The sequence below is a fragment of the Rhizobium changzhiense genome (assembly GCF_013087625.1).
Lineage (GTDB): Bacteria > Pseudomonadota > Alphaproteobacteria > Rhizobiales > Rhizobiaceae > Rhizobium > Rhizobium sophorae.
The window spans coordinates 1,214,741-1,231,218 of record NZ_JABFCQ010000001.1; the positions used below are offsets into that span (position 1 = coordinate 1,214,741).

Sequence of the window (16,478 nt, forward strand, 5' to 3'; positions counted from 1 at the left end):
ACAGGCTGTCAGAAGGATAATCAGGGCCGCGCGTTTGTGGCGCGGCGGCGCTTGGCCTCGTCATATTTCAGCTCGATATAGCGCTTCGCGTGCGCCGCAAGCGGATCATTATCCTCCCAGGTGTCGCGCCAGATCGCGCAGGCGAGCGACAGGCCTTCGTCCACGACCGTCGTCGAGAAGCTTTCGAACACGATGTCGCGCTTATAGTCGATGTCGAGCAGAGCGTCGAAGATCAGATCGAAGTTGATGACGCCGTCGCCGAGGTAACCGCGGTTGCTCTCGCCGATGTGGAAGTAGCCGATCTTGTCGCCGGCCAGGCGGATCGCGGCGGCCGGATTGGCTTCCTCGATGTTCATATGGAATGTATCGAGGTGGAGACGGACATGCTCCGATCCGGTCTCGGCGATGAACTTCAGTCCCTGCGCCGCCGTATTCAGCAGGTTCGTCTCGAACCGGTTGACAATTTCAAGGACGAGGTCGACGTTCGCTTGTCTGGCGACTTCGGCAGTCGCGGCGATCGCGGCGACGCTGTTGTCCCAGCCCTTCTTCGTCGGCTGGCGATTGTACTTGGTGTGCGCGGAATAGAGAATCCCGCCGAGCTTGTTGCCGCCGATATCGCGGACCGCACGAACGGCGTCGGCCAGCGTCTGCTTGCCGGCGGACACCGCAGACATGTCCTCGCTCGATACGTCCCTCTCGAGCGGCAGACCCATCGTAACGCCAATCTCCACGTCAAGCGACTGCGCAAGCTTTGCCAGTCGATCGAGATTGAATTTCTCGGGGCGCAGATAGGCAAATTCGATGGTGCGATATCCGTGTTCGGCCGTCTTGTTGAGGGCCATCTCCAGCCCTTCCTGCGTTTGGCCGCCTGTCCATACAAATGAATGGATACCCAATCGACGCATAGCCTTTTCCTCCAAAAAATGCCTTTGGTTGCGGACATTGCTATGCCATTTAGTTTGGCAAGACAACAAATAATTTCGGCTGCATTTTTTTTGCTGCTGTGCAAAATTACTTTGCAATGCAATATATTACGCTTCTCGCCATTGCATCGCACCCTCCGTCGGAAATTAGTTTCTGCAAAAATCAATGGGATAGATCATCCATTTGCATGTTTAGACAACAAATGTTGCGCCGTCAGTTTTTTTGGCCTACACAAAGGACCGGCGAAATGATCTCGCTGCACTTTGGGAGGATTGAAAATGAATTATGCTTTGAAGGCTAGCGCGCTTGCGCTGACGCTCAGCCTCGCCACCACCGCTTCGCCGGCCTGGGCTGACTTCTGGTCCGATGCCGGCGCCAAATTCAAGGGCGTGACACTGCACGGCGTCACCGAAAGCACTCCGCCATCGAACTACATCAGGAACGTGCTCGCTCCGGAATTCGAAAAGAAGACCGGCATCAAGGTCGACATCGAGACGACGTCCTGGGATCAGATGTACGACAAGGCCATCAAGGACATGGAAGCCAAGACCGGCATCTATGACATGGTCTACATCGAGCAGGACATCATCTACTCCTATCTGGCCAGGAATTTCCTCGTCGACATCACGAAGACGCTGAAAGACCAGCCGGATCTGAAGGCGCCGACCTACGACGACGCCAACTTCACCAGCTTTGCCGACTACTTCAAGGACTCGAGCGGCGATCTCTTCGGCGTTCCGATGGAAGCCTTCCTGAAGGCGTATCTCTATCGCAAGGACCTCTTCGACGATCCGAAGATCAAGGAAGCCTTCAAGAAGGAAACCGGCAAGGACCTGAAGCCGGCGACCACACACGCGGAATATACGGAGATCGCCGAATTCTTCACGAAGTACGGCAAGGACAACGGCATGGAGCTCTGGGGCACGACCGCCCAGGCACATACAGGCCATCCGGCGTCCTGGTATGAGTTCTTCGAGTCCATCGCGCCGACCTTCGGCGTCTACAATTGGGGCATCGACGCCAAGAACAATTATGCGGCGACGGTCGAACATGGCGGTGCGATGAACGGCGACAAGGCGAAGGCCGCGTTGAAGTATTGGCTGCACCTGCGCGACATCGCTCCTCCGGAATCGACGCAGTCAACCTGGACGGAAACCGCAACGACGTTTGCCGCAGGCCGTGTCGCCCAGGGACTGATCTACGGTGAGAATGCCGCGTGGATCGCAAGCGATCCGGCGCAGTCGAAGGTGGTCGGCCAGGTCGGTTTCGCTCTGCCGCCGCTCGAGCCCGGCGTGCTGGACGACGCGAAAGCCGGAAAGGGCTATATCGGCTACTACGATGGCGGCGCCTTCGGCGTTCCGGTCACCTCCAAGAACAAGGAAGCGTCACTGCTGTTCCTCGAATTCATCGGCCAGAACGAAGTGCAGCCCGATTGGGCCATCGCCGCACCGCGCATCACCAATACGGCGACGTTCGACGACCCGAAGGTGAAGGAGATGGACGCCAAGCTCGGCGGCTTCTACACGATGCTGAAGGACGACGGCAAGCTCTTCGCCGGCGCTCCTCCCTATCCCTTCCATGCTCAGGTCCGTGAAGCGACCGCGCCTATCTTCTACGACATCCTGACCGGCAAGATCGGTCCCGATGAAGGCCTCGACCAGATGGCGGCCAAGGCCGAAGAGGAGCTCACCTCGCTCGGCTATCGCAAATAAAACATCCTCCCCAACTGACGGGTCGTTCCGACGACCCGTCATCTTTCGCTCCCTGATGGAGCGGACGTCCACATAGTGTTCAATGGGGGATAGGCGATGCATTCGCAAAAGCTCGGGTGGCTGTTGCTGTCACCGACCATAGTGATCCTCGGACTGTTCGGGATCTTTCCGTTCATCTACGTCCTCTGGGTCTCTTTCCATTCATGGAACCCGTTCGCGGCCAATCCGGGCATGATCTTCAACTGGGCTGAGAACTATCGGCGGCTCGTCTTCGACCCTCAGTTCCTGGCATCGCTCGGCATAACCCTGACATTCGTCTTCTTCGCGGTCGTGTCGGAGCTGGTCCTCGGCTACATCCTCGCCCAGGCGCTGCTCAAGGACTTTCCCGGAAAAGCGGTGTTTCGCACGATCCATACGCTGCCGCTGATCATGGCGCCGATCATCGTCGGCTCCGTCTGGAAGCTGATGACCACCCCGTCCATCGGCATCATTCCATACCTCCTGAGGAGCTGGTTCGGCTACGATCTGAATATCGGCCAGAGCGCCGTCGCGGCCTTCACCGTCACTGTCATCATGGACATCTGGCACTGGACGCCCCTCGTCACCCTCTCGCTGATCGCCGCACTCGTCTCGCTTCCGTCAGACCCCTTCGAGCAGGCGCAGATCGACGGCGCCGGCAAGAGCCAGATCTTCTGGCACATCACGCTCCCCCTGATCCGCCCGGCCCTGCTCGCCACGGTGTTCATCAGGCTGATGGACGCGCTGCGCACCGTCGACGAAGTCCTGATGCTGACCGGCGGCGGCCCGGGCTCTTCGACGCGCTACATCGGCGTCCATATCTTCAGGGAAGTCTTTCCCAAGACGAATTACGGCTACGGTTCGGCGATCTCCGTCATCGTCCTCTATCTCACCATCGTCGTCTGCTGGCTGCTCTATGTCGGCCTGATTGCACCCCGCGTGAAGAGAGGTTGAAGCGATGAAGACCAAAAGTCCCTGGCTTCCGGTCCTCCTGTGGACCCTGATAAGCTTCGTCACCCTTTTCCCGATCTACTGGCTCTTCGTCATATCGGTGAAACAGCCGTTCGACCTGTTTTCGACGCCCGATGTCATTCTCCGGAGCTTCTTCTGGAAGAATTACCAGGACGTGCTGACCAATCCGACCTTGCGCGGATACATGCTCAACTCGCTGATCATTTCGTCGGGCAACGCGCTGCTCGTCACCACGCTCGGCTTCCTTGCCTGCTATGCCCTGACGCGCTTCGACCTCGCCGGCAAGGAAAGCATCTTCTTCTGGACGATCACCAACCGCATGGCGCCGCCGGCGGTCTTCCTCCTCCCGCTTTTCCTGCTGCTGACGCAGGTCTACAGGATCGGCGACTTCTCGCTCGCCGATTCCAAGCTGGGCATGATCCTGGTCTATTGCTCCTTCAACCTTCCCTTCGCCATCTGGACGCTGCGCCCGACGGTGGAAGGCATTCCGAAGGAATTGGACGAGGCAGCCTATATGGACGGCGCGAGCCCATGGACCGTCCTCTATGATATCATCTTTCCTTTGGCACGGCCTGGACTTGCGGTGACGCTGATCCTGACCTGGGTGTTTGCGTGGAACGAATACCTGCTGGCGGCGACGCTCACCAACTTCCATGCGCGGACACTCACCACCGGCCTGTCGGAATATGTGACGACGACGGGGACGGCCTGGGGCATCATGGCCGCGATCTCCATGCTGACCTTGGTTCCGGCGCTCATTGTCTTTTCGGTGGTCCAGCGTCACATCGTCGCCGGCCTGACCTTCGGCGCCGTGAAAGGATGAAACGATGACGTCTCAATCAGGAAATAACGAACCCAAGCCAGGCTTCCTGCCGATCGAAACGAACTGGTTCGACCGGCTCTTCATCTCGGTCGTGATCTGGGTGGCGCTCTCGCTGTTCTGGATGCGGTTCATCGAACCCTTCGGGCTTTCGGTATGGTTCGCGGCGGCAATCTCGGCAGTCCTTGGCGCCTATATCGTCTGGAAGGGATGAGATGATGAATTCCGTCAACGACATCAAAACACAAGCTGCACTGCTTTAGGGGGGAACGACATTGGCAAACGTACAGGTTAGCGACGTCACCAAGAAATATGGCTCTCTTCAAGTCATGCACGGCGTCAGCGTCGACATCGAGGACGGCGAATTCGTCGTTCTGGTCGGTCCCTCCGGATGCGGCAAATCCACCCTGCTCCGGATGATCGCCGGGCTGGAGACGGTCAGCAGCGGAGATATCCGGATCGGCAGCCGTGTCGTCACCAATGCTCCCCCGAAGGAGCGTGACATCGCGATGGTCTTCCAGAGCTACGCGCTCTATCCCCACAAGACCGTCGCCGAGAATATGGGCTTTCCGCTGAAAATGGCCAAGCGTCCGAAGGCGGAGATCGACGAGAAGGTCGGCAGGGCAGCCGAGATCCTCGACCTGACGCGTTATCTCGACCGCTATCCGAAGCAACTGTCGGGCGGACAGCGTCAACGCGTGGCGATGGGCCGTGCCATCGTCCGCGATCCGCAGGTCTTCCTGTTCGACGAGCCATTGTCGAACCTCGACGCCAAACTCCGCGTCACCATGCGCGTCGAGATCAAGGAGCTTCACCAGCGGCTGAAGACCACCACCGTCTACGTCACGCACGATCAGATCGAGGCGATGACGATGGCCAACAAGATCGTGGTGATGCGCGACGGCAGGGTCGAGCAGATCGGCAAGCCTCTCGATCTCTACGACTTCCCCGTCAACCTCTTCGTCGCCGGCTTCATCGGCAGCCCATCGATGAACTTCCTTCAGGGCCGCATAGCCACCCGCGACGGCAGGAAGATCGTCGTCACCGACCAGGGCATCACCCTTCCGCTGGCGGACACAAATGCGGATGAAGGACGAGCCGTGACCTACGGCATCCGACCGGAGCACATCACGATCGGCGAAGAAGGTGTTCCGGTCGAAGTCTCGGTGTTCGAGCCGACGGGTTCGGAGACATTGATCTTCGGCCGCACGGGAGGCGTGCCGATCGACGCCCTGATCCGCGAGCGTATCGAGGTCGACCCCGGACGGACGATGTACTTCCACATCGATCCCCGGCGTGCACATATCTTCGATCGGGAAACAGGCCAGAGACTTTAGGAGAACGATCCATGGACTTCAGAGGAAAGACGGTGATCGTGACCGGCGCCGGAAAAGGCATCGGACGCGAAATTGTAAGGATGCTCTCCGAACGGGGTGCGCAGGTCGTCGCCCTGACCCGCAGTGCTGCCGACATCGAAGCGCTGCGAGGGGAATTCGGCTGCCGGGCAATCCAGGTCGATCTCGCAGACGCCGATGCGACCAGAGAGGCGGCGATCGCTGCCCTTCCCGCAGATTTCCTGATCAACTGCGCCGGCACGACCGAGCTTCAGCCGTTCCTGGAGACAACCGTCGAAGCATTCGACCGTCTTGTCGCGGTCAACACGCGTGCTCCGATGATCGTCGCCCAGGAATATGCCCGCTCGCTGATCAAGGAGGACCGCAAGGGCGCCATCGTCAATGTCTCGTCGGTCGCATCCTTCGTCGGCATCCCCGACCACGCTGCCTATTGTGCGTCGAAAGGTGGATTGGACGGCTTGACGCGGGTCATGGCAAAGGAGCTCGCGCCCCACGGGATACGCGCGAACGGCGTCCACCCAACGGTGACGTTGACGCCAATGGCGGTGAAGGCATGGAGCGACCCCGAGAAGGCCGCGGGGATGATGAAGCGAATTCCGGTCGGACGCTTCGCTGAGCCGGCAGACATTGCCCAGGTTGTTCTTTTCCTGCTCTCCGACCAGGCTGCCATGGTGAACGGCATATCGATGCCGGTGGACGGCGGCTACATGATTGCCTGAAGTTCAGGACGAACGTGTCGTACGAGCCTGCGATTGCAATAGGGGATGCGGCGACGTTGACCGCCGCACCAAACGGCGCAGCTCATCTTGATCAACAAAATGATCCGTCACGCCAGCCTCTTTATCCGGATGGCTGAAGACAAGACCGTCTGAATCCTCAAGCTTCAGAGCTTGCTCCGTATTCATGATCCCCAGTGCCTGGCGCTCGTACTCGGACTCAAGCGCCGCCTCGACGATGGCTTTTTTCTTGCGCATGTCCATTTCCTCCGTTGCTCAAATGGTAACGGACGGGCGGACTCGCGGTTCCCATCAGGGCATCACGATATGAAACCCGTTGAAACGCGCCCGCCGATACTCCCCCGTACCGGCGACGCCGCCTAACTCGGCGAGGCGTCAGGCCCACCGGCAGCTCTTTGAATTAAGCGGGCAACCACTTCAGTGCGGTTCTGCGCCTGCAACTTACGCATTATGTGTTGCAAATGCATCTTCACCGTATGTCCCGACAAATTGAGTTTTCCTGCAATTACTTTATTTGAACAGCCGCATTGCAGCTCTGCCAGGACATCCGCTTCCCGGGGAGTGAAATCAGCAATCGCCAAGTACTGCGTCCTATCATCCAAGCTCTTTTCGGCTTCATTTCTGGCCGGACTATGCTCGGTTGAGCCGTTTGTACCAGCTCCCAATAGCTGCGGGAAAAATGTTCCTCCTGCCAGAACGAGACGAAGACCGGCAAGAGCAATGTCAATGGGAAGTGAAGTCGAGAATAAGCCGCGGATGCCCATCTTGAGTGCCTGACGGGCTATGATGGCGTCATCCGTACCTGAGAGCAACGCGACAGGAGCTTCAGGAAAACGTGCAGCAATCGCCGCGAGATCATCACGCAGGCTGGTGCTCTCAACACTTCTGCCAGCCAGGCCCAATACAATCAAACGCACCTCAGCTCCAAGAGCACTCTCGAGACTCTCGGTCGAGATCAAATCTATAACGTTCCATCCGGCGAGTTCACGCTCAAGAAGCTTCACCACGGTGGTGCGCGCCAATGTAGAATGCTCGATGATGATCACAGTTGGTGCATTGCGCCCGATACGGCGCCTAGTTCCAGTAATGTCGGACACTTGCGTGCTCCCCACGAATATTTGCAACGCAACAGCTATTCATAATATTCCTGTTCTCACTACATGTCATGAGAAAATGTGAGTGTATTTCGGATATTAATAGTCTGAACTCTGATGATAATTCTTATAGTTTATAAGATATCAACGATAGATAACTGGGCTTGCAGAGCACATTGAAGAGATTTTTCATGAAGGCCTGCTGGTTCGACTTGCCGCTGCAGACTTTCCAGCCGTCGCCGAATTCACGTACGGCAAGCGCGTCAACAAAGCTTCCAAAGGCACTGAAAAGGCAACCAATCTGCGACAGACCCATTTAGGAAAGCGCCATTGGATATAACGAGCCGTCGACCGGCTCGGCTTTGTTTCCATATCTCAATTCAAAGCAGTCGCAGACCCGACAGCAAAACGACAAAGGCGAAAAGCAACAAAAGCCTGAGATCCCTGATTACCCGTTATGATTAGTGAAAACTGCGCTCTAATGACGCATCAATACCAGTTGGCATCGTTTTCACTCAGGCAGCGCCGCTCAGGCACTGACAAATACCGGCCAGAAGTCACGGCCTTTGACGGCCGAAATCGCCGACAATACGGATAAGGTCATGGGGAATGTTCGGTATCTCAGTGAGCCGACCGTTGCGTGCCATGTCGGCCCAAAAGACGAGAGCCCGGCGGGGGAAGCGTTTAACATATGGCCTGAAAATGGCACAAAGAACGGTTTCGTGCGGGGAGGCTATCCGCTAGAGCAATTCCAGCAAAAGTGCATTGCGGTTTTTGCGTCCGGAATTACGTGGAAACAAAGAGATAGAGCATTTCCGTGATTCGAAGAAAAAATGGAAAGGCCTAGCTATGCATGAAGCTCAGAATGTCGTCGACGAGAGCCGAATGGGCATCCGTGAGGTTACCGTCTCCGCCTTGGCCCGCGATGCCGGCCAACTGAAGCGCTTGCTGATCATAGAGAACATGATCGGTCTGTTGGGCATCCGCCGTCCCACCGGCGGGAACAGCAATGTTGATGGGATGGAAATAGCCGAAATTGACGTCTACCATGCTGCCGGTTGACGATCCGTCCCCACCGCCGCCACCTGCATGATTGCCGGTATAAATCGTATCTGAAGACAGGTTGAAGCCACCGCCATTGCCGCCGATGCCTGCAATCTGCACAGTGCCCTGATCGAAAATGACATTGTTTGTCTGATGAGCCTCTGCGGAGCCGCCTGCGGCGCCGATGGCGATGTTGATCGGTGAGAAGATGGCGATACTCACGTCGACCATGCTACCGACGAAATATCCATCGCCGCCATGGCCCGCATAAAAGTCGCCGGTCAATGTGAGCGCAGTTCCCGGGCTCATCGACGTGCCGTGGCTCGCGACGTTATGGTCTCCGCCCGAGCCGCCCATGCCGCCAATCTGGGTCGCGCCCTGCAGGAACAGTGCGTTGTTCGATTGCTCGGCGTGAGCCTCCGCGCCGGGGCCTGCAGCCACGGCAGTGTTCACGGGGGCAAACAGCGCGACTTCGGTGCTTACCAGCCCACCGTAGAAGAGGCCATTGCCCCCGGAGCCGGCATGATTGGCGCCATCGCCGCCGATGGCAATATTGCCGCTTCCACCATTCCCGCCTATCCCGGCCATTTCGGTGGGATGCTGATTGATGAGCGCGTCGTTGCCCTGGAAGGCGTCTGCACCCGAATGAGGTCCCGCAATAGCGGCATTGGACGGCGTGAAGACGGCCAGTGCGTTGCTGCTGATCACGCCTTCGCTGATCCCGTCACCACCGCTGCCGGCTGAATTATGGCTCTGACCGGAAGCGACATCCAATGGAAGCCAAGTCGGCACCAGCGCCAGATGCCCCGCGGCCACGTTGGAGGCGAGGTGTTGATCGCTGCCCGTCTTGGGCAGGTCTTCCAATGAGGGACGAGTTTCCGCCATTACCGTCTCCATTCGCCGGCGACTGCACGTCCACCGAGCATGCGGCGCTATGCAGCCTGAATTGTTCAGGCATTGTGCATCTGAACGTGGGAAAAGCAGAGCCTGCAATTCGTCTACATCCTGTCGGCTAGTGCTGTAGCCATTTGGCTGTCATGGCCGCAGCGCCCGTTGTGCGAGTTTGCGAGCATTAGAGCCTTTCCGGGTTAGATTGCAGCATTCTGTTGGCTCAAACGGAGTCGGATGGTCGACCGGCCGGCGCGCGTCGTAGCCCAGCTCTACGGCCAAGCCGGCCGGTCGATCAGCCGGCCCGTTTCAGCCAACCCGAAGGGCCGGGCATCTTTCCGCCAGGATCAAAGGCGATCGGCTCGGACGTACCAAGAGGTATGCCCGTCGCCAATCGCCTTAGCCCTGACGAAAACCTGCTCCGGCAGAATGCTGCAATCTAACCCGGAAAGGCTCTAAATCTGCCTATGGATCAGAGGTCCTGATGTCGCTTCGACGAGGTCGCAGACACGATCGACCATACCACCCTGCACCAAATCAATAAGTACCAATCCAAATAACGCTCCGCCACATCCAAGTATACGTCCGAATGAATGTCACCGAATATCTAGATAGGCCAGAGATTAAATCGCAGGCAATATTCGCCTGCGGTTGTATTGGCTGCGGCGACATGCTGGAAACGCACGCCGTAGGGGGACGCCGTAAAACGAACACAGATGAAACCAAGTAAAGGAGTGACATCAATGCCTATTCCACAAATATCCGACACGATACATCTCAACAACCCGGATGCGGGTGACGCGAATGCCGGCAACGGCGGTGATGGCCACAACGATGGGAACATCAACTACAACCCGGTTGCATATGTAAACCCCGTGCAAACGGTCTACGGGGCAACGACCGATCTGCACAATGGCGATCACGTTTGGCAGAAAGCAGGTTGGGACGCCGGCAGTGGCGGAGACGGTGGCTTTGCTCAGGCCAAGAACGGCTTCCTGGCGGCGGTCACGAACAGCGGCGACGGCGGCGCGGGGGGAGATTCAAACTCCAACGGCAGCCAAGGAAACTCGAGCGGCGGCGACACGGCTACGGTGAATGCGGCTACGACCGCGACACAATATACGCAGCTTGTGGCCGATCAGCATGCCACCATCCTCGCAGGTGTCGGCGGCAACGGCGGCAACGGGAACAACGCTCTGGGCGGCGATATCTCGTCAGCTCTGGTGCACACGGATCCCGAAACGACGACGGTGAACAATTCTCTTGATCACTTCATAAACGCCTTCGGCCATATCGACGTCGACCATCTCGGCTCCTGAACTCAGACCTCAAGGGCCGCTGGTTTCGGCCGGCGGCCCTCAAGGTAAGCAGTCTCTTCTTGTCAGTATCAAGTGCAGCGAGATCTGATAATGACAACGATTTCCATAAAGCCACCGCCCCCGCCGACACAGCTTGTTGTTGCGCTCAGGGCTTGTGCCGGGGCCTTCGGGTTGGTCTTCCTCTATAGCTGCGGCTACAATCTCTTTCTTCTCGCGCCTTCCATCTATCTCCTGCAGATCTATGACAGGGTCCTGTCGAGCCGAAGCGCTGACACGCTGCTGATGCTGACGATGATCATCGCCATCGCCGTGCTCGTCGGATCCACGCTGGATATCGTGCGCAGGGCAGCTCTTTCGCGCATCGGCAGTTGGCTGGACCACAGGCTACGGCCCATGGTGCTCACCTCATCATTCGAATATGCCGCTCGCACCGATACGGGAGCCGCCACGGAATGCTACAGGGACCTGGCTGCATTACGCCAGTTCCTCGATTCACCGGCCAGCTCGCTGTTTTTTGACGTTCCCTGGGCGCCGCTATTCCTGCTCCTGCTCTTTCTTGTTCATCCTTTGCTTGGGACCATCGGTCTTCTGAGCGCCGTTGCACTTCTGCTGTTTGCGTTCATGACGGAACTGGCGACGCGGGAGCCGCTTGCGCACGCCAATCTTGCCCTTTCGAGGAGCTATCTGCGATTTGCGACCGCCCTCAAAAACATCGAGGTCATCAGGGCAATGGGCATGCAGGATGGCGCAGCGCTGATCGTCTATCGCGATGCGGAAATGGCAAGAAGGGCGCAGGACATCGCGATGCATCGCACCGAGATCATTCTTGGTTTCTCCAAATCGATCCGCACACTGGCGCAGATCCTCATGATGGGATCCGCGACATGGCTCGTGCTCGTAAACAGCGGCAGTCCCGGGATCATCTTCGTTGCGAGCCTGCTGCTCGGCCGCGGGCTCGCACCAATCGAGGGCGCAATAGGGGCATGGCGCTCCTTTACGTTTGCGCGCAATGCCTTCAATCGCTTGAACAGAATGCTGATAACAGTTGCATCGGATTGCGATGCCCGAATGGTGCCGCTGCCGGAACCCAATGGCCTCGTTCTCGATAATGTCAGCTATTTCAAACCCTTCGCTGATCGGCCGATATTGACTGATATCACATTGCGCCTCGCGCCCGGCGATTGCATAGCGCTCATCGGTCCTTCGGGATCGGGAAAATCGACACTTGGTCGCGTCATGGCAGGCGTTGTGCCAGCAACAAGCGGATATGCTCTTCTCGGTGGGGTCGATATCTCGGCTCTGCGCCTTTGCGGGGGGACCTGCCACGTCGGATACCTGCCGCAGGACATCGAACTCTTCGGCGGAGCGATCAAGGATGTGATCGGCCGGCTGGACGGAGGAGATCCCGGCAAAGCGATCGACGCCGCGAAGCTGGTTGGGTTGCACGAAGCGATCATGCGGCTGCCGCAGGGCTACGAGACCGACATCGGTGAAGGTGGAAACCTGCTCCTTCGAGCTCAGCGCCAACAGCTGGGACTGGCACGGGCGGCCTATGGAAACCCGTCTCTGATCGTTCTCGACGATCCGAATTCGAGCCTGGATTATGACGGCGAACGCATGCTGTTTGCGGCAATCGAGCGCATGAAATCCAGGGGGATGACCGTCGTTATCATAACGCACCGGATGGGGATCCTGCCGGTCACCAACAAGATTGCCATCATGCGTAACGGAACGGTGGCTGCCTTCGGCGACAGCGAGCGGATTTATGAAACTTATCTTCAACCACCGTCTCGAACAGGAACATAGGGAGAAACGCCGCCATGGCCCTTGTTCAACTGGACGCAACGCCGGCGAAATTTTCAAATTCGCCAAGGACTGGTCGGCGGTTGGTCAAGCAACAGACGGCCTATTTGCCGGTGATCGAGTCGAAACAGCGCGGACCCGCGCCCCGCTCGCCGATGCCGGGGCTCAGAGGCGTTGTTTGGACGGGCAACCTGTTGATCCTGGTTTTCATAGTCGGATTGGGAATCTGGTCGGTCCTGGCGCCGCTGAAAAGCGCTGCAATTGCATCGGGCGTCATCGAACCGGAGTCCAGCCGCAAGACCATTCAGCATCTGGAAGGCGGGATTGTCCGACGGATCCTCGTTAAAAACGGCGATGCGGTCATGGCCGGACAGATCATGATAGAGCTCGACGACACGAAGTCTCGCTCGGAGCGCGACAGCATTCAAGGGCAACTTTGGGACGCCGAAGGAAGCCGCGCCCGCCTGCTTGCGGAGCAGACGGGCGGCGACCATATCGCCTATCCTGAGGACCTCAGGGCAGCCATGGACGGATATCCTTCGGTCAGCGCTATCCTGATCGGGCAACAGAAAATCTTCGAAGCCCGTCGCCGCGTCATGCAGGCGGAAATTCAGATCGCCAATGAAAAGATCGCACAGGTGCGGCAGGAAATCGTTGGACTTGGCGCGCAGAAGGCAGCACTGGCCGACAGAGCGACAATCTCGAGCCAAGAACTGGATCAGGTTACGATCCTCAGCGCCAAAGGGCTGGAAAGAAGGAGCAGACTTCTCAACCTCCAGCGGGAAAAAGCAGACCTTGATGGCCAGCAGGGTCAAGTAGAGGCACAGATCTCTCGCGCCTACCAGGTGATCAGCGGCTCACAGGCCGATCTCGCAAAGCTCGAGAGCGACCGGTTGAGCGAAGTCGCCCAAGGCATGCGCGATACGGAAAGCCGGATCATGCAGCTGCGCGAGCGCTTGCGGGCGATCGACGACCAACTCGCAAGGACCGACATCCGCGCTCCCGACGACGGAACGATCATGAACCTGCGCGTCCACACATCAGGTGGCGTGATCGGCGCGGGTGAACCGCTCGTTGATCTTCTGCCACGCTCCGATCGCCTTGTCGTGTCTGCCCACGTCAGACCAGAAGACATCAATCTCGTTCATGCGGGGCTCGAGGCACAGGTCCACCTCCTTCCCTACAATCAGCGGCGCGTTCCACTCCTGAAAGGTCGGGTCGAGTATGTTTCAGCGGACCGTCTCCTCGATACGCAGAGCGGCCAGCCCTACTTTGCCGCGACGATCCGTGTAACGGACGAGCGATTGGCGAAAATGAGTGATGTCGAACTGGTCGCGGGCATGCCCGCACAAATACTGATCGAAACGGGCAAAAGCAGCGTGGCGCTCTATGCTGTCAGACCACTTCTCGACAGTTTCAACAGAGCATTTCGCGAGGACTGAGACGGTGATGGGCAAGAGAAAATTCGACAACGACCAGATTACGGGCATTCTGAAGGAGCACCAAGCCGGAGTGACGGTGGCAGATGTTTGCCACAGGTACGGTATCAGCGAGCCGACCTTCTATCGGTGGCAATCCTTGCAGTTCGGAAATGTCGGTCTCCATGCCAAAAGATTGAGAGCACTGGAAGAAGAGAACCAGAAGCTCAAAAAGCTTTTGGCCGAATCCATGCTCTCGGCGGCAACACTGAGCGAGATGCTGGCGAAGACATCGAAAGGGCGAAACTAACCTCAACAGAGGGCTTTGTTGGGCACCTTCTGGCCCCGCATATCGGGCGCGCGGCATCATATTTTGACGAGGGAGCCTGCCCAAATGGGGCAAAGGGATACGGCTCGAAAGTACCAAGCTCCATCACAACGTGGCCGCCTTGGGATGCGTATGCATCAAGCCACATCGTCAAGGTCGACGTCCAGCGCGCGGGCGATCGACCTGAGTGCGTCCAGGGAGCCCTCCTTCTTTCCGGTCTCGATTTCGGAAAGATAAGGCTGGGAGAGCCCGGACTTTTCAGCCAGCTCCTTGACACTCATGCCGCGATGCTTACGGAACACCCGGACAGGATCTTCGCCGGCGATCAGTGCTTTGACGACGTCTTCAGGCCAGGTCTCTTCGCCAGCGTCGATACGCGCCTTTGCGGCGCGCGCCTCGCTGAGGTCGACAAGGTCCTGATAGTCGTCTTCGGAAAGCAGCACGTACCCCTTGCCGTCGATGGTCAGTTTTTGGATTTCAGCCATGGTGGTTCCTATTCATTATAGATGTCGCCGCGTGGGCCGGCCTTGATGACGAGGACCTGCATGGTCTGATCGTCGATGATGACACGCTCCTGCCCGACACGAATTCGAATAAAATCGCTGCCTTGCAGCTTCTTGAGGTCGACCGTCTCGGCGTTGGCGAAGGCTTCGACCCTGGCGACGATCGCCGCGGCGCGCTTCGGCTGCATCTTGCGGAGCCTTCGTGGCGGCCTTGCTGTAGGCGATCTTTTTCATGGGTAAATATAGCTGAAAGCGAATTATTTCGTAACAATAATATTGCCAACGGCGATACTTGCGAAATTCTGCAGCTTCTTTCGATCGGATGCCCGCACGCATCGATGATGCGGATATAAAAATACAATGAAAACAAGATTGATAGCAGTGGTGCCCAGGACCGGAATCGAACCAGTGACACGCGGATTTTCAATCCGCTGCTCTACCAACTGAGCTACCTGGGCTAACCTGCTTCAGAAGTTCCCTTTCAGAAAAGGAACCGCGGGGCCTTGGTTCACCCCGGAAGCGAGCGGGGTTATAGCATCTTGTTCGCCCATGGCAAGCGTCAAATGACTCTTTTTTGACGGTCTTGCCGGCTTTGCGGATTCGTGAGGAAAAATAAGAGCTTCGCAGGCGAAATTCTCTAGTTTTCCTCATCGGGATATTCGGCCTTCGTCTCATCATCGGCAACCGGGATGGCATAGGCGCCGGCCAGCCAGCGGGACAGATCGGCCTCGCGGCAGCGGTTGGAGCAGAAGGGGTAATGTTCGCGGTGGGAGGGTTTGCCGCATTCGGGGCAAGGGCGGGTCTTGCGCAGCGGTTCGACCTTGGCGGCCGCTTTCTTGTCTTCAGGCATATCGGTTTGTCCTATGCGATCGGCCGTCAGGCTCAGCCCTCGGGCCACCGGCTATGCACATCGAAGCCTTCGCCGGTCAAAAGCAGAATGGTTTCATAAAGCGGCAGGCCGACGACATTGGTGTAGGAGCCCACCATCTTCTGCACGAAGGTGCCGGCGAGGCCCTGGATGCCGTAGGCGCCTGCCTTGCCGCGCCACTGGCCGGAAGCCAGGTAGTTCTCGATCTCGAAGCCGGAGAGACGCTTGAAGCGTACCTTGGTCTCGACGATCTTCTGACGGACCTTGCGATCCGGGGTCACCAGGCAAACGCCGGTGTAGACCATGTGGTTGCGTCCCGAGAGGAGATGCAACGAATTCAACGCCTCGTCGGCGAACTCGGCCTTGCCGAGGATGCGCCGGCCGACGGCGACCACCGTATCGGCAGACAGGATATAGCTGCCCTTCCAGGTGATATCGCCCTTGATGGCGGCAAGGGCGGCTTCAGCCTTCTCCGCCGAAAGCCTGCGGGCGAGCGAACGCGGATGCTCCGACTTCTTCGGCGCCTCGTCGATATCCATCGGCATCAGGCGCGAAGGCTCGATGCCGGCCTGGTTGAGCAGGTCGACGCGCCGGGGCGAACCCGAGGCCAGAATGAGCTTGTATTTCAGCGTCATAGAACCTCGACCATCGGCAGACGGGAGAAAAACCCTTGCA

At 58.0% G+C, this 16,478-nt stretch carries 17 protein-coding genes, 1 tRNA gene and 1 pseudogene; 10 read left to right on the top strand and 9 right to left on the bottom strand.

Features of this window, described 5'->3' with window-relative positions; translation table 11 throughout:
• Positions 1–20 precede the first annotated feature (20 nt).
• Positions 21–905 carry a sugar phosphate isomerase/epimerase family protein gene (locus G9X68_RS06060; protein ID WP_171601645.1) on the bottom strand — a complete coding sequence of 295 codons (885 nt, stop codon included), beginning with the start codon at positions 903–905 and terminating at the stop codon, positions 21–23.
• Between the two features lie 297 nt (positions 906–1,202).
• Here G9X68_RS06060 and G9X68_RS06065 point away from each other — a divergent pair, with 297 nt between their 5' ends.
• The 6 genes from G9X68_RS06065 to G9X68_RS06090 all read left to right on the top strand — a co-directional run bounded on the left by G9X68_RS06065 (position 1,203) and on the right by G9X68_RS06090 (position 6,520).
• A complete protein-coding gene (locus tag G9X68_RS06065; RefSeq protein WP_171601646.1) occupies positions 1,203–2,636 on the top strand; it encodes an extracellular solute-binding protein in 1,434 nt (477 codons plus the stop codon).
• 96 nt (positions 2,637–2,732) lie between these two features.
• Complete coding sequence (locus G9X68_RS06070) at positions 2,733–3,608, top strand: carbohydrate ABC transporter permease (protein WP_003545408.1); 876 nt, start codon at positions 2,733–2,735, stop codon at positions 3,606–3,608.
• 4 nt (positions 3,609–3,612) lie between these two features.
• The gene (locus tag G9X68_RS06075; RefSeq protein WP_168310563.1) at positions 3,613–4,449 is read left to right on the top strand and encodes a carbohydrate ABC transporter permease; all 837 of its coding nucleotides are present in this window, start codon (positions 3,613–3,615) and stop codon (positions 4,447–4,449) included.
• A 4-nt stretch (positions 4,450–4,453) separates the two neighbouring features.
• A complete protein-coding gene (locus tag G9X68_RS06080) occupies positions 4,454–4,660 on the top strand; it encodes a DUF2160 family membrane protein (protein WP_171601647.1) in 207 nt (68 codons plus the stop codon).
• 61 nt (positions 4,661–4,721) lie between these two features.
• The gene (locus G9X68_RS06085) at positions 4,722–5,783 is read left to right on the top strand and encodes an ABC transporter ATP-binding protein (protein WP_171601648.1); all 1,062 of its coding nucleotides are present in this window, start codon (positions 4,722–4,724) and stop codon (positions 5,781–5,783) included.
• Between the two features lie 11 nt (positions 5,784–5,794).
• Positions 5,795–6,520, top strand: a complete 726-nt coding sequence (locus G9X68_RS06090; protein ID WP_171601649.1) for an SDR family oxidoreductase — start codon at positions 5,795–5,797, stop codon at positions 6,518–6,520.
• Positions 6,521–6,523: 3 nt separating this feature from the next.
• On the opposite strand, the gene G9X68_RS06095 is transcribed toward G9X68_RS06090, so the two are convergent.
• From G9X68_RS06095 to G9X68_RS06105, 3 genes are all read right to left on the bottom strand, one after another.
• Positions 6,524–6,781, bottom strand: coding sequence for a hypothetical protein (locus G9X68_RS06095; protein ID WP_064647809.1), 258 nt, complete (start codon positions 6,779–6,781; stop codon positions 6,524–6,526).
• Between the two features lie 116 nt (positions 6,782–6,897).
• Positions 6,898–7,662: a LuxR family transcriptional regulator gene (locus tag G9X68_RS06100; protein ID WP_171601650.1), complete on the bottom strand. Its 765-nt coding sequence runs from the start codon at positions 7,660–7,662 to the stop codon at positions 6,898–6,900.
• 813 nt (positions 7,663–8,475) lie between these two features.
• On the bottom strand, positions 8,476–9,561 hold the full coding sequence (locus G9X68_RS06105; protein WP_171601651.1) for a hypothetical protein: 1,086 nt from the start codon (positions 9,559–9,561) through the stop codon (positions 8,476–8,478).
• A 746-nt stretch (positions 9,562–10,307) separates the two neighbouring features.
• On the opposite strand from G9X68_RS06105, the gene G9X68_RS06110 reads away from it, so the two are divergent.
• The 4 genes from G9X68_RS06110 to G9X68_RS06125 all read left to right on the top strand — a co-directional run bounded on the left by G9X68_RS06110 (position 10,308) and on the right by G9X68_RS06125 (position 14,414).
• Complete coding sequence (locus G9X68_RS06110; RefSeq protein WP_138334522.1) at positions 10,308–10,883, top strand: PE-PGRS family protein; 576 nt, start codon at positions 10,308–10,310, stop codon at positions 10,881–10,883.
• A 90-nt stretch (positions 10,884–10,973) separates the two neighbouring features.
• Positions 10,974–12,689 carry a type I secretion system permease/ATPase gene (locus G9X68_RS06115; protein WP_171601652.1) on the top strand — a complete coding sequence of 572 codons (1,716 nt, stop codon included), beginning with the start codon at positions 10,974–10,976 and terminating at the stop codon, positions 12,687–12,689.
• Between the two features lie 14 nt (positions 12,690–12,703).
• Positions 12,704–14,128, top strand: a complete 1,425-nt coding sequence (locus G9X68_RS06120) for an HlyD family type I secretion periplasmic adaptor subunit (RefSeq protein ID WP_171601653.1) — start codon at positions 12,704–12,706, stop codon at positions 14,126–14,128.
• A 7-nt stretch (positions 14,129–14,135) separates the two neighbouring features.
• Positions 14,136–14,414 carry a transposase gene (locus tag G9X68_RS06125; protein ID WP_164986455.1) on the top strand — a complete coding sequence of 93 codons (279 nt, stop codon included), beginning with the start codon at positions 14,136–14,138 and terminating at the stop codon, positions 14,412–14,414.
• A 155-nt stretch (positions 14,415–14,569) separates the two neighbouring features.
• Here the strand turns inward: G9X68_RS06125 and G9X68_RS06130 are convergent, their stop codons facing one another.
• The 5 genes and pseudogenes from G9X68_RS06130 to G9X68_RS06150 form a co-directional block, all read right to left on the bottom strand.
• Positions 14,570–14,917 carry a helix-turn-helix domain-containing protein gene (locus G9X68_RS06130; RefSeq protein ID WP_171601654.1) on the bottom strand — a complete coding sequence of 116 codons (348 nt, stop codon included), beginning with the start codon at positions 14,915–14,917 and terminating at the stop codon, positions 14,570–14,572.
• Between the two features lie 8 nt (positions 14,918–14,925).
• Positions 14,926–15,169 (bottom strand): annotated as a pseudogene (locus G9X68_RS06135) (type II toxin-antitoxin system RelE family toxin).
• A gap of 148 nt (positions 15,170–15,317) precedes the next feature.
• A tRNA-Phe gene (locus G9X68_RS06140) sits at positions 15,318–15,393 on the bottom strand.
• 179 nt (positions 15,394–15,572) lie between these two features.
• Positions 15,573–15,785 (bottom strand): DNA gyrase inhibitor YacG, encoded by a 213-nt coding sequence (yacG, locus tag G9X68_RS06145; RefSeq protein ID WP_171601655.1) that lies wholly within the window; start codon positions 15,783–15,785, stop codon positions 15,573–15,575.
• A 32-nt stretch (positions 15,786–15,817) separates the two neighbouring features.
• Positions 15,818–16,438: a Maf-like protein gene (locus tag G9X68_RS06150; RefSeq protein ID WP_171601656.1), complete on the bottom strand. Its 621-nt coding sequence runs from the start codon at positions 16,436–16,438 to the stop codon at positions 15,818–15,820.
• Positions 16,439–16,478: the final 40 nt, after the last annotated feature.

Bases quoted from the DNA above. Each gene is read 5' to 3' on its own strand.
- G9X68_RS06130 (WP_171601654.1), bottom strand. From the start codon at position 14,917: ATGGCTGAAATCCAAAAACTGACCATCGACGGCAAGGGGTACGTGCTG.
- G9X68_RS06090 (WP_171601649.1), top strand. From the start codon at position 5,795: ATGGACTTCAGAGGAAAGACGGTGATCGTGACCGGCGCCGGAAAAGGC.
- G9X68_RS06125 (WP_164986455.1), top strand. From the start codon at position 14,136: ATGGGCAAGAGAAAATTCGACAACGACCAGATTACGGGCATTCTGAAG.
- G9X68_RS06120 (WP_171601653.1), top strand. From the start codon at position 12,704: ATGGCCCTTGTTCAACTGGACGCAACGCCGGCGAAATTTTCAAATTCG.
- G9X68_RS06060 (WP_171601645.1), bottom strand. From the start codon at position 905: ATGCGTCGATTGGGTATCCATTCATTTGTATGGACAGGCGGCCAAACG.
- G9X68_RS06115 (WP_171601652.1), top strand. From the start codon at position 10,974: ATGACAACGATTTCCATAAAGCCACCGCCCCCGCCGACACAGCTTGTT.
- G9X68_RS06070 (WP_003545408.1), top strand. From the start codon at position 2,733: ATGCATTCGCAAAAGCTCGGGTGGCTGTTGCTGTCACCGACCATAGTG.
- G9X68_RS06080 (WP_171601647.1), top strand. From the start codon at position 4,454: ATGACGTCTCAATCAGGAAATAACGAACCCAAGCCAGGCTTCCTGCCG.
- G9X68_RS06150 (WP_171601656.1), bottom strand. From the start codon at position 16,438: ATGACGCTGAAATACAAGCTCATTCTGGCCTCGGGTTCGCCCCGGCGC.
- G9X68_RS06105 (WP_171601651.1), bottom strand. From the start codon at position 9,561: ATGGCGGAAACTCGTCCCTCATTGGAAGACCTGCCCAAGACGGGCAGC.
- G9X68_RS06075 (WP_168310563.1), top strand. From the start codon at position 3,613: ATGAAGACCAAAAGTCCCTGGCTTCCGGTCCTCCTGTGGACCCTGATA.
- G9X68_RS06110 (WP_138334522.1), top strand. From the start codon at position 10,308: ATGCCTATTCCACAAATATCCGACACGATACATCTCAACAACCCGGAT.
- G9X68_RS06065 (WP_171601646.1), top strand. From the start codon at position 1,203: ATGAATTATGCTTTGAAGGCTAGCGCGCTTGCGCTGACGCTCAGCCTC.
- yacG (WP_171601655.1), bottom strand. From the start codon at position 15,785: ATGCCTGAAGACAAGAAAGCGGCCGCCAAGGTCGAACCGCTGCGCAAG.
- G9X68_RS06095 (WP_064647809.1), bottom strand. From the start codon at position 6,781: ATGGACATGCGCAAGAAAAAAGCCATCGTCGAGGCGGCGCTTGAGTCC.